At 58.5% G+C, this 12,231-nt stretch carries 11 protein-coding genes; 2 read left to right on the top strand and 9 right to left on the bottom strand.

The features are described from left to right. Nucleotides 1-5: 5 nt before the first annotated feature. The 4 genes from aceE to Q0931_RS14850 all read right to left on the bottom strand — a co-directional run bounded on the left by aceE (nucleotide 6) and on the right by Q0931_RS14850 (nucleotide 5,940). Nucleotides 6-2,687: a pyruvate dehydrogenase (acetyl-transferring), homodimeric type gene (gene aceE, locus Q0931_RS14865; protein WP_299261636.1), complete on the bottom strand. Its 2,682-nt coding sequence runs from the start codon at nucleotides 2,685-2,687 to the stop codon at nucleotides 6-8. A 435-nt stretch (nucleotides 2,688-3,122) separates the two neighbouring features. Further along, nucleotides 3,123-3,659 carry a 1,6-anhydro-N-acetylmuramyl-L-alanine amidase AmpD gene (gene ampD, locus Q0931_RS14860; RefSeq protein WP_299261634.1) on the bottom strand — a complete coding sequence of 179 codons (537 nt, stop codon included), beginning with the start codon at nucleotides 3,657-3,659 and terminating at the stop codon, nucleotides 3,123-3,125. 115 nt (nucleotides 3,660-3,774) lie between these two features. Further along, the gene (locus Q0931_RS14855; protein ID WP_299261673.1) at nucleotides 3,775-5,229 is read right to left on the bottom strand and encodes an anion permease; all 1,455 of its coding nucleotides are present in this window, start codon (nucleotides 5,227-5,229) and stop codon (nucleotides 3,775-3,777) included. A gap of 207 nt (nucleotides 5,230-5,436) precedes the next feature. Beyond that, on the bottom strand, nucleotides 5,437-5,940 hold the full coding sequence (locus Q0931_RS14850; protein WP_299261632.1) for a hypothetical protein: 504 nt from the start codon (nucleotides 5,938-5,940) through the stop codon (nucleotides 5,437-5,439). 172 nt (nucleotides 5,941-6,112) lie between these two features. On the opposite strand from Q0931_RS14850, the gene tsaA reads away from it, so the two are divergent. Next, nucleotides 6,113-6,871 (top strand): tRNA (N6-threonylcarbamoyladenosine(37)-N6)-methyltransferase TrmO, encoded by a 759-nt coding sequence (tsaA, locus tag Q0931_RS14845; RefSeq protein WP_299261630.1) that lies wholly within the window; start codon nucleotides 6,113-6,115, stop codon nucleotides 6,869-6,871. A 39-nt stretch (nucleotides 6,872-6,910) separates the two neighbouring features. Here the strand turns inward: tsaA and purC are convergent, their stop codons facing one another. The 4 genes from purC to dapA form a co-directional block, all read right to left on the bottom strand. Next, nucleotides 6,911-7,636: a phosphoribosylaminoimidazolesuccinocarboxamide synthase gene (purC, locus tag Q0931_RS14840; protein WP_299261628.1), complete on the bottom strand. Its 726-nt coding sequence runs from the start codon at nucleotides 7,634-7,636 to the stop codon at nucleotides 6,911-6,913. A gap of 83 nt (nucleotides 7,637-7,719) precedes the next feature. Beyond that, on the bottom strand, nucleotides 7,720-8,481 hold the full coding sequence (locus Q0931_RS14835; RefSeq protein WP_299261626.1) for an MBL fold metallo-hydrolase: 762 nt from the start codon (nucleotides 8,479-8,481) through the stop codon (nucleotides 7,720-7,722). Next, nucleotides 8,481-9,413, bottom strand: coding sequence for an outer membrane protein assembly factor BamC (locus tag Q0931_RS14830; RefSeq protein ID WP_299261624.1), 933 nt, complete (start codon nucleotides 9,411-9,413; stop codon nucleotides 8,481-8,483). Before Q0931_RS14830 ends, Q0931_RS14835 begins: the two co-directional genes overlap by 1 nt. Beyond that, nucleotides 9,410-10,294, bottom strand: a complete 885-nt coding sequence (dapA, locus tag Q0931_RS14825) for a 4-hydroxy-tetrahydrodipicolinate synthase (protein ID WP_299261622.1) — start codon at nucleotides 10,292-10,294, stop codon at nucleotides 9,410-9,412. Before dapA ends, Q0931_RS14830 begins: the two co-directional genes overlap by 4 nt. A gap of 312 nt (nucleotides 10,295-10,606) precedes the next feature. On the opposite strand from dapA, the gene Q0931_RS14820 reads away from it, so the two are divergent. Further along, nucleotides 10,607-11,083: a peroxiredoxin gene (locus tag Q0931_RS14820; protein WP_299261620.1), complete on the top strand. Its 477-nt coding sequence runs from the start codon at nucleotides 10,607-10,609 to the stop codon at nucleotides 11,081-11,083. A 37-nt stretch (nucleotides 11,084-11,120) separates the two neighbouring features. Here Q0931_RS14820 and Q0931_RS14815 read toward each other — a convergent pair whose 3' ends face one another. After that, the gene (locus Q0931_RS14815; protein ID WP_299261618.1) at nucleotides 11,121-12,212 is read right to left on the bottom strand and encodes an AI-2E family transporter; all 1,092 of its coding nucleotides are present in this window, start codon (nucleotides 12,210-12,212) and stop codon (nucleotides 11,121-11,123) included. Between the last annotated feature and the right edge of the window lie 19 nt (nucleotides 12,213-12,231).

The following is a 12,231-nucleotide window of genomic DNA, read 5'->3' as shown; positions in this document are numbered from 1 at the left end:
GCGCCTCAGCTCACCAGCGGATTGGGTTTGCTGGGGTCGATGTCATATTTTTTCATCGCGTCACTGACGACTTTGGCATCGATCTCGCCACGATTGGCCAGCGCGCGCAGCGCCAGTACGGTGACAAAGTAACGATCGACTTCGAAGAAACGACGCAGATGTTCACGCGTATCCGAGCGGCCGAAACCATCGGTGCCCAGAACGTGGAAGTCAGATGGTACCCAAGCACGCACCTGATCAGCATAGAGCTTCATGTAGTCCGTGGAGGCAATAACCGGCCCTTCGCGGCCTTCCAGACAGCTCGTGACCCACGGCTTTTGCTGCTCGCCTTCAGGATTGAGGAACTGCTGACGATCATACTCCAGCGCTTCACGACGCAGCTCGTTGAAGCTGGTCACGCTCCAGACATCGGCGGTGACGCCAAAGTCATCACGCAAGAGCTCGGCGGCGGCTTCCACTTCCCGTAGGATGGTGCCGCTGCCCAGCAGCTGGACACGCGGCTGCTTCTTGTCGCTCTCGCCTTCCTGAAGCAGGTACATGCCACGAATGATGCCTTCCTCGCTGCCTTCCGGCATTTCGGGATGGACGTAGTTTTCGTTCATGACCGTCAGGTAGTAGAAGCAGCTTTCGCGGTCCTGATACATGCGCTTGAGACCGTCCTGCATGATGACCGCCAGCTCATGGCCATAGCAGGGATCGTAGGAGCGGCAGTTGGGCACCGTGGACATCAGGATATGGCTGTGGCCATCCTGGTGCTGCAGGCCTTCACCGTTGATGGTGGTACGTCCGGCAGTCCCGCCGACCATGAAGCCTCGTGCCTGCAGGTCGCCCGCTGCCCAGACCAGATCGCCCACGCGCTGATAGCCAAACATCGAGTAGTAGACGTAAAACGGCAGCAGCGGCACGTGATGGTTGGCATAGGAGGTCGCCGCCGCGATCCAGGCCGCCATGGAGCCGGCCTCGTTGATGCCTTCCTCGAGAATCTGACCCTTCTGATCCTCGCGGTAGTACATGATCTGGCCGGTATCCATCGGCTCGTACTTCTGGCCTTCTGCCGCGTAGATACCGATCTGGCGGAACATGCCTTCCATGCCGAAGGTACGCGCTTCATCGGGGATGATGGGCACGACCTGCTGGCCGAACTGCTTGTTTTTCACCAGGCCGTTGAGCACGCGCACAAACGACATGGTGGTGGAGATTTCACGATCGCCGGATCCTCTGGTCTGCGTCGCGAACATCTTGTCATCCAGCCCCGGAATTTCGATGGGCTCGAAATCGTTTTTGCGCGCCGGCAGATAGCCGCCCAGCTGCTTGCGCCGTTGATGCAGATAGCGCATTTCGGGGCTATCGTCATCCGGCTTGTAGTAGGGCATGCCCTCTTCAAGCTGCTTGTCAGAGACCGGAATGCCGAAACGATCACGCATGACCTTCAGGGCATCGGTTTCCATCGACTTGATCTGGTGGGCTTCCATATCGGCTTCGCCGCTGCCGCCGCCCATGCCATACCCCTTGACGGTGTGCGCCAGTACGACCGTGGGTCGGCCGCCGGCATTGTTGACCGCTTCATGGTAGGCCGCATACATCTTCTGCGGGTCATGACCACCACGATTGAGGCGATAGATATCCTCATCAGAGTAGTCCTTGACCATATCGGCAGTCTCGGGGTACTTGCCGAAGAAATTCTCGCGGGTATAGGCGCCGCCGCGGGCCTTGAAGTTCTGGTACTCGCCGTCGACTGCCTCATCCATGCGCTTTTGCATGATGCCCTTGCTGTCCTGCTCGAACAGCGGGTCCCAGAGACCGCCCCAGACCACCTTGATGACATTCCAGCCGGCGCCACGGAACATGCCTTCAAGCTCGTCCATGATGCGGCCGTTACCGCGTACCGGGCCGTCAAGACGCTGCAGGTTGCAGTTGATGACAAAAATCAGGTTGTCGAGCTTTTCACGGCTGGCCAGATGCAGTGCACCAAGCGATTCCGGCTCGTCGCACTCGCCGTCACCCAGGAAGGCCCAGACCTTGCGATCGCCCATATCCGCCAGGCCACGCGCGTTCATGTACTTCATGACGTGCGCTTGGTAAATGGCCTGAATCGGTCCCAGACCCATCGAGACAGTCGGGAATTGCCAGTAATCCGGCATCAGATATGGGTGGGGATAGGAAGACAGACCTTCAGCCACGGCTTCCTGGCGAAAGGTATCCAGCTGCTCTTCGGTCAGACGCCCTTCGAGAAAGGAGCGGGCATAAATACCGGGCGTTACATGGCCCTGTATGTAGACCAGATCGCCCTTTTGCTCATCGCTGTCGGCACGAAAGAAATGGTTAAAGCCCACTTCGTAAAGTACGGCACAGGACATGTAGCTGGCCAGGTGGCCGCCCAGTCCCTTGTGCTTTTTGTTGGCGCGGATGACCTGCGCCACGCTGTTCCAGCGGATCGCGGAGCGGATCTTGCGCTCCATGAACATGTCGCCGGGCAGCTTTGCCTCGCGATGAACGGGGATGGTATTGCGATGAGGCGTGTTCACGGAGAACGGCGGCAGCTTGCCATCACGGCGCAAGCGATCAGCCAGACGGCTCAGAATATACTGAGCACGCTCCTCACCTTCACGGTCCACTACCGATGTCAGGGCTTCCAACCACTCCCTTGTCTCGATCGGATCGTGATCTTCTCTTGCCTCCAGACTCATAGACGTCTCTCCGAATGAAGATAAGTTGTCAGCGGGCCCTTTTGGAGCCTCTGGCGCTTTCAAGGCGGGGTAGGCACCCGATATTTACAGGGGCCATGGTTTCCGGATACGTCAAACGATGGCATCGGGCGTGCAGTCGCCGGCGCGGATAGCCATAGGGACACTGCAACGGATTCCGACTCGTTGGCCATCAACGAAACAGGTAACACTCGAACATGGGCGCTCTGATTGGACGACGAAGATACCGCAAACACGAAGTCATGCCAATTAACGTCTCCGGACGTGACCGGCATGGCATGCCTCTGGCCACCCACGCCGGGAAGGCCCTCGTCGATACATGCCCGCTCAGTGCAACAGACCATATCGGGTATCCTGCCAGAATAGTCACGTCATTCTGCATGATCCAGCGCCCGAGAATACGTACGTTTAGCCATTTCAGCCGGCCAGGAGCCTCATGAGATACCGATGATCAAAACTCGGCCCCGGATCGGTCTTTCTAAGTGGCGCCACCTGCTCGTGGGTCACCCTCTCACAGGCATTGATACGGGGGTAGAACGCTTCAAGTGCCGTCAGCACCCGGGCCAGGCGGTGGTATTGAGCATGGGTAAAGGGGCGGGCGTCCCCCTCAAGCTCGATGCCGACACTGAAGTCATTGAGTGCCTGACGGCCCTGCCACCGGGAGCGACCGGCATGCCAGGCACGCCGGTCGAAGGGTACAAACTGCACGCAGCTGCCATCACGGCGAATCAGCAGATGCGCCGACACCCGAAGCCCCCGAATCGACTGGAAAAAGGGGTGCGCATCCCAGTCAAGCTGATTGGTGAACAGCGCCTCGATCTCCTTGCCGCCAAACCGGCCCGGCGGCAGACTGATCGAGTGCAGTACCACCAGTGATATCTCCCCGTGTGGCCGGACATCGGCATTGGGAGAGTCCACCTGGTGTGCCGAATCCAGCCTGTGCTGCGTAATCATGTTACCCCCTGTCACGTTGGAAGCCCTGAAACAGTATGGCCTTCACTTTTCAGCCAGTGGCTGGATACCTCGATGCCGACGGACGGCGCCAGCGACAAGGATTGAAGGCACATTTTTAACCGCTGATCAGATGTATCCAGGGGGTTCCGAACCCGAGCCATGCGATCAGATAGATCGCGCCAAAGATGGTACCCAGACGCCAGTAAAGCGGCGCCGGCAGGTAGCCGCTACCGTAATAGACAGGGCTTGGCCCCGTACCGTAGAGCGTAATGATGCCCATGATCCCGATCGAGGGAAGCAACAGCAGCGCAAAGGTATGCATATCAAGACCGGGAATGCCGGAAGCCGCCGCCAGCATGACCGGTAGCAGTGCGGTGGTATGCGCCGTGCTACTGGCAAAGAGATAGTGCAGCAGGAAAAATACGGCTACCAGCGCCACCATGGCCAGTGTCGGACTAAAGCCCGCCAGATGTTCGGAAACCAGCGCACCGAACCATTCGACAAACCCGACACTCTTGAGTCCATCTGCCAGTGCCACCAGCGTTGCAAACCAGGCAAAGGTGTTCCAGGCCGCCTTGTTGGTCAGAATATCGTTCCAGTTGATGATACCGGCAATCAACATCAGGCTGATGACCGCAAGTCCGACCAGCGCGGGCTGAATGATGCTTCCTCCAAGGACCCAGAGCGCCAGCGCCAGGATCACAAGACCCAGCAGCATGATTTCATGACGCGTCAGCTTTCCCATTGCGGCCAGCTCTTCTGCTGCCCAGCGCGGGACGGCCTCGCCGCTTTTTGTCTCCGGTGGGCAAAACCAGTAGGTCAGAAGTGGCGTGAGCAGCAAAAGCACGAGACCTACCGGGGCGGCAGCAATAAACCATTCTCCCCAGTTGATACTGACATCGGTATTGCTCTGCAGGATGCCGATGGCCAGAAGGTTGGGCGCCAGCGCCGTCAAAAAGAGCGTGCTGGTCACACAGGTCGAGGAAATGGCCGTCCACATCAGATACGACCCCACTTTTCTCATGCTTGGATCGTTGGGATGGGAATCATACAGCGGCGGTAGATTGCGAATGACCGGATAAATGGTGCCGCCGCTGCGTGCCGTATTGGAAGGCGTAAAGGGGGCCAGAATGGTATCGGCGATCATTACGGCGTAGCCCAGCGTCAACGTACGACGCCCCATGAGCCTGACCAGCAACAGGGCAATTCGACGCCCAAGCCCGGTTTTTTCATAACCCAGCGCAAACATGAAGGCGCCGAAGATCAGCCAGACGGTCGAATTGGTAAACCCTGAGACGGCCCAGTGAAACGCCTGGTCGGGCGCGTTAAACCCTGCCTGAGAAAGCTGACCGGGCGAAAACAGCACCCAGGGCGCCAGCAGCGCCACTACCACGACGCCGATCAAACCGATGACGGCCCCCGGCAGAGGCTCCAGAATCAACCCGACCACGCAGCCGGCAAAAATGGCAAAGAAATACCAGGCATGAGGTGCCAGCGCCGGCGGCGCCGGTAACAGCGCCAGCAACGCTGCCACCAGTACCGGTGCCAATAGCTCCAGGTATTTTTTCATCACGTTCTACCTCACGATTGCGCCAGCAGGATCACGCAGATGCAGACAACATCCACTCCAGGGAATAAGACTTTAGTAGAAAAATATTATTGCTTCAGCTTTAAAAAAGAAAATGGGCGTCGACGCGTCAGTCATTCACAGGAAAAGGGGAAACAAAAACGCTGCCGGAAGGCAGCGTCTGAAAGTCACTTTCTCTAACGATAGGCTCTAACGACAAGGGTCAGAAGAAGAAATGTCTGTCTGCGGCACCCCCTGAACACGAGCGTTGAACCCCTGGACAAACCGTTTTCTATCGCGTGAGGAAAGAAGCCCAATCGGCAGTAGTCGAGACCGGCGCTCATGATGCATTCGAAACGTGATGCCGCCTTGATTCTCCTTTTCGACATGGGAAATATCACTGAAATTGACAGCCACCATATGGGGCTTCCATGCCGGCCCACCAATATATCGCACACAGTGTTCTTCAAGCCGGAGCACCGGAGACAGGCGCCTGCGTACGGCCAGGTTGTTACCCACCAGCAGCCCCCAGGCCATCAGGGCGACACCGATGGGCCCGACCGGCCAGAGGCGCTCCGTTTGCCAGGCATGTACCAGCAGGGTAATGCCACCGGCCACCGAGAAGGCAAAGGCCACCCCCAAAAGCGTGGTATTGATCTTCTTCTCGGTAAAAAGCATCGGCGTACCGGAAACGGCGCCGTTGTGATCCGTCATGATGATTTATCCTTGCCTCAATACCTGTACGCGCCTGCATCAGGCCCGTGATGTCGATGGCCATTGGACATCAGGATGGCGTCATTTATCCCCGGCTCAGTGAACCTTGGCACCTGCCATCACGCCCTGTTGACAGGATGTCGCCGGCACGACCGAATGGCATAATCACCCCATGACCACACATGATACGTCTTCTCCCATCAGCGCCACGATGACGCTTGATATCATCGGCACCATCGAAAGCTGCTATCCAGACAAGTTCGGTATCCCACGCCAGCCGGGACTGGCACCGAGTGCCACGGCCCTTCTGCGCTTCAACGCGCCGTTTGATCATCCCGACTGCGTGCGCGGACTCGAACAGTTCAGCCACCTCTGGATCAGCTTCATCTTTCATCAGAGCCCCGAACGATGGACGCCGCTGATTCGCCCGCCACGGCTGGGCGGCAATACCAGAATCGGCGTTTTCGCCTCACGTTCGACTCACCGTCCCAACCGGCTGGGTCTGTCACTGGTCGAACTGGCGGGCATCGAATATACCCCGACGCCCGCTCTGATACTGCGCGGCCACGACCTGGTGGATACAACGCCGGTCGTGGATATCAAACCCTATCTGCCCTGGGCCGACAGCGCCATTGAGGCCAGAGCCGGCTTTGCACCCGAGCCGCCGCCGCTTCTTGAGGTCCGGCTAAGTGATGATTGCCAGCGCACGCTAGACGAGCGTCCTGACGGGAAAGATCTTGCCGCCCTGATCCGCGAGGTACTGTCGCAGGACCCGCGACCGGCCTATCGTCGCCACAAGCCGGATGAGCGGAGCTATGGCGTACGCCTTCATGATCTGGATGTTTGCTTTCATGTCGAAGCGAACGAGCCTGCCAGCGGCCTTGATCATGACAGTATCATCGTGGTCGACAGACTGGTTCAAATGAGCTGACAAGGCAGCGACGATACCTCGTCGCCGCCTGCTTCCCGATCAGCCAATGGCCTGATCGAAGTCGATGCCGATGCGGCGTCCGACCTCTTCGTAGGCTTCAATCACACCGCCCAGCCCCTGACGAAAACGGTCCTTGTCCATCTTCTCGCGAGTGGTGGCATCCCACAGGCGGCAGCCATCGGGCGAAAACTCGTCGCCCAGCATGACCTCGCCATTAAACAGACCGAATTCGAGCTTGTAATCCACCAGCAGCAGATTGCCCTTCAAAAAGAGTTTTTGAAGAATGTCGTTGATCTGAAAGGTCAATTCGCGCGCGCGTACCAGGTGCTCACGCCGGGCCCAGCCAAAGGTCTCGGCCAGCGACTCATTGATCATCGGATCACCCTTCTCGTCATTCTTGAGAAAGAGCTCAAAGGTGGGCGGCTCGAGCGCAATGCCCTCTTCCACCCCCAGACGACGACACAGACCGCCGGCGGCAATGTTTCGTACCACACACTCCACCGGCATCATGGTCAAACGCTTGACCTCACACTCGGTCTCCGAGCGCAGCCGTTCGAAATGTACCGGAATACCCGCCTCTTTCAGGGCGTCCATGATGAAGGCATTGAAGCGGTTGTTGACGCGCCCCTTGCGCGCAAGCTGCTCAACCTTCTTGCCGTCAAAGGCACTGGTGTCGTCACGAAACTCAAGGATCAGGCGATCCGGATCATCGGTTTCAAACACGGACTTGGCCTTGCCCGCATAAAGTTCCTGGCGTTTTTCCACGAAAGTCTCCGGCAGGGAATCAGAGGTGAGAGAAAAGAAATGGACTGACGTTGATTGCCTGTCATGCCAGTCATGTCGTTGCATCAGCTGACCGACTGCCAGTCAACGGTTCGCCCCTGCTGGGCAATGACCAGCCGCGACTCATCGTTATCCAGCAAGGGCCTCAACGCCTCAAAGGCAAGCTCGGGCAGATTATTCTTCTCTGACAGGTGCGACGCAACCAGTCGCTGCAGACGGTCAGTGCCCAGCGTCTGCAAAAGCTCTGCGGCCTGACGATTGGACAGATGGCCCAGCCTGCCGCTGACACGTCGCTTGAGACTCGGCGGATAGGGGCCGTAGTCCAGCATGCGTGAATCATGGTTGCATTCGATAAACAGCGCATCGCACTGGTGATAGCGCTTGATCACGTGCGGTGTGACCACGCCAAGGTCGGTCAGAAGGCCCAGCCGATGCGCGCCGGCCTGTATCAGATACTGCACCGGCTCGCGCGCATCATGAGGCACGGTCACCGGCGTAATATCGAAATCACCGATGCTCAGGGTATCTTCAGGCGTGATCAACACCACATTGATGGCCGGATCAGGCTTGAGTGACAGCCAGGTTCCGACCGTCAGGTAGACCGTCAGGCCAAACCGACGCGCCAGGGCAAACACACCGCGAACGTGATCGATATGCTCATGCGTTACCAGGATACCGGCCAGCGTGGCCGGATCCATGGCAAGTGTCTGCATGCGCCTGATCGCTTCACGGATACCGAAACCGCAGTCCACCAGTACCGTGGTTCCGGCACTGCTGACCAGTGTGGCATTGCCGCGACTGCCGCTCCCCAGCGATGCAAATCGCATCAGCGCAAAATCGAGGCCACACCGTCAAGCAGGTCATGGGCCCTTTGCTGATCGACCGGCTTGCCGGTACTGTCGGTCACACTGACGTAGGTGGCGCTGTCTGACGGCGAGAGATGCAGCAGATACTGCTGCGTTTCATCGCTGCTTCCCCGGAAGGGAATCCAGCTGCCCTCGCCCTTGACCGTGGATTCCACGGTAAAGACACGCTCACTGCGATTTTGATCGATCAGACGTCGATTGGAGGTCTCGTAATTGTTTTCCAGCTGCCAGGCAAGCTCTGCCCAGGCGCGCGGAAAATCGAGCGCCAGCGCCAGACGCCAATTGTCATCACGACTTTCCAGACGAACCCGGTCATTGCGTGACAGGTTCTGAGCCACCAGTGACACCCCGCTTTGCGGCGCGCTGGAGGACAGATACTGATTAACCTGGCTCAGACAGGCTTCCACGCTATTGCCACCCTGCTGACAATAGACATCCGTGGTGTTGTTGCGGATACCCTGACGCACTGACAAAACACCGCGGTCGGTCGTGATCTGACCCGTGTTGCCGTCGATGTTTTGTACCTGATAGCCGTTGGCACGCACGAATTCCTGAAGCCGCGGCCAGACAGCACCGGGGGCTGCGCTGACGACCAGCCAGCGATTGCCGTCGGCCTGGCGAGGCTCGACAAAACGCGTTTCACGGTCACTGGTCGACAGGGTCTGCGGACGAGGCGGCTCGTAACCATCGCGATTTTTAATAAAATCGTTGGAAGCCTGCGGCACCGGCATCGCATCCTGATAGCGGGTCTGGTCACGCGACGCCGGAAGCTCCAGCGGCGACGTCATTTCCGCATCGGCATACTCGCTGTTGCGGTCATGATAGTAGCCACCACCACAGCCTCCCATCACAAGCAGCAGTGGCGTCACCATCATCCAGCGTGTTTTGCTCATTGATCCATCACTCCGGCCAGCTGCAGCGCCTCGGCTACGGTGGATTGGTATTTTTCGGAAAGCCAGGTCAGAGGCAAGCGAATGCCGTTTTCCATCAACCCCATCTGATTAAGTGCCCACTTGACCGGAATCGGGTTGGCCTCAATGCCCAGTACCGAATGCAGCGGCATCAGCCGGGTATTGATCTGGTGGGCACGATCATAGTCGCCGCCGGTAGCAGCGCCGCAAAGCTCGTGCATGGCGCGCGGAGCCACATTGGCCGACACCGAAATGGCGCCATGCCCACCGGCAAGCATGAATTCACAGGCTGTCGGATCGTCGCCGGAGTACAGCGCAAAATCGCGCCCCTTGAGACGCTCAATCAGATCCTCGGCACGCTCAAGGTTGCCGGTCGCATCCTTGAGGCCAATGATGTTGTCGATCGATGCAAGGCGCTGCGTGGTCTCGTTGTAGAGATCCACGCCGGTACGACTGGGCACGTTGTACATGATGACAGGCAGATCGCAGGCCTGTGCCACGGCCTTGAAGTGCTGATACAGCCCTTCCTGGGTCGGACGGTTGTAATAGGGCGTCACCGACAGGCAATAGTCGGCACCGACATCCCTTGCATAGCGTGCAAGCTCGACGGCTTCCGCCGTGGCATTGGCGCCGGTACCTGCAATCACGGGAACGCGGCCATTGACCGTTTCAACGACCGTGCGAATCACATCAAAGTGTTCGGCAACACTCATGGTAGTGGGCTCACCGGTGGTCCCGGCCGCCACGATGGCATCAGTGCCGTGCTCGAGATGCCAGCTTACAAGGCGCCTGAGGGCGTCCCAGTCGATGGCCCCATCGGCTTTCATGGGCGTCGCCAGAGCGACCATGCTGCCAGTGATCATCCCGCCAACCTCTTGCTTTGAATTCATTTGAAAGCGGCCGTATCAAAGCCGCCGGTACAGACCTGTGCCGGTATTACCTGCCTGCCGGTCAGAACACACGGGGTCGGTCATCAGGCTGACGATGGTACTCGGCGCACCCCATGCTGTACAGACACAGCCAGGCAGGAAAACGCGCGCGCCCCGCGAACGGCTGATTTCACCCGCAGTCTCGGTTATTGTCACAGCTCTCGCTTAACGCCGTATCGCTGGTGCCATTTCCATTTCAGGATGGCCGAAGACCGGCAAGGCGTTTTATCTTCAGGGAGCACTGACATGAGCATCACCATCGGCACGCCCGCCCCGGACATCACGCTGGAGGCTACCGGCGAGACAGGCTTCAACCCGGCCGCCTTCAAGGGGGAGCAGGTCGTGCTTTATTTTTATCCAAAGGATGCCACACCGGGCTGTACGACAGAGGGACAGGATTTTCGAGACCGCATGGCGGCCTTTGAACAGGCCAATACGCGCGTATTCGGCGTGTCACGTGATTCGCTGCGCCGGCATGAAAACTTCAAGGAAAAGCAGGGGTTCCCCTTCGAGCTGGTCAGTGACCCGGAGGAAACCCTGTGCCGCGCCTTCGATGTCATCAAGCTCAAGAAACTTTACGGCAAGGCGCATGAAGGTATCGAGCGCAGTACCTTCCTGATCGACCGGGAGGGGCGCATTGCAGCGCTCTGGCGCAAGGTCAGGGTGGCGGGCCATGTCGACGAGGTGCTGGCCGCGGCGCAGGCGCTTAACGCAGCCCGGTAAGGGATGACGGCCCTGCGCCTGCGCAGGGCCGCAAGGATTATTCGACGGCGGCAGTGCCTTCCTTGCGCAAGGCACTGGCGCCCCGCGGCCAGGCAAACATCAGGGACTTGATCAGCGTGGCCAGCGGAATGGCGAAAAAGATGCCCCAGAAGCCCCAGATACCGCCAAAAAAGAGCACGGCCAGAATAATCGCCACCGGGTGTAGATTGACGACTTCCGAAAACAAAAGGGTTACCAGAACGTTGCCATCCAGCGCCTGAATAATGGCATAGGCCAGCAGCACATAGAGGAACTGCTCACCAAACCCGAAGTGGAGCCCGGCCGAGGCCGCCACCGGCAGCGTGGCCGCCGCCGCCCCGATGTAGGGCACCAGTACGGAAAGCCCCACCACGATCCCCAGCAGCACCGCGTAGGGTAACCCCAGCGCCCAGAAGGTAAAAAAGGACACCACGCCCACAATCATGATCTCAATGAACTTGCCACGAATGAAGTTGGCAATCTGGGTATCCATCTCACACCAGACCCGCGTCATCAAAAGGCGTTTTTTGGGCAGCAGCGACAGGAAAAAGTCGATCAGACGCTCTCGATCCTTGAGCATGAAAAAGACCAGAATCGGCACCAATACCAGATAGATGATGACGCTCAGTACGCCGGCCAGCGAGCTCAGGGACAGGCTGACGACACGTCGCCCCAGCTGCGTGGCTTCCTGACTGGCCGTATTGATCAGGTGCTGCACCTGATCGGGGGTCACGATACTGGGATAGCGCGCCTGAAGATCGCTCAGAAGTTCCTGACTGCGATATAAAACGGCCGGCAGCCCCTGCACCAGACGCGCAAACTGATCCCACACCATCGGAAAAATGATCAGGGCAAAAAACAGCATCGCCCCGACAAACATCAACAGCACCAGGCAGACGGCAGGCAGTCGTGACAGCCCCAGCCGTTCAAGCCAGCGCACCACGCCCTGCAGCAAAAAGGCAAAGACAAGCGCGGTCAGAAACGGCGCCAGCATGCCGCCAAAAAAGATAATGATGGCAAATCCCAACACCAGCAGGGCGCCCAGCGTGACCGCTTCCTCATCCGAGAGGTAGCGCTCCATGAAATGGTTCCAAAGCTTTTTGAAGGTCATCAGGTTATTGTCACCATAA

Source organism: uncultured Kushneria sp., assembly GCF_947497025.1.
Classification (GTDB): Bacteria; Pseudomonadota; Gammaproteobacteria; order Pseudomonadales; family Halomonadaceae; genus Kushneria.
Note: the sequence above shows the minus strand (reverse complement) of the source record. Positions and strands in the feature narration are given on the sequence as shown.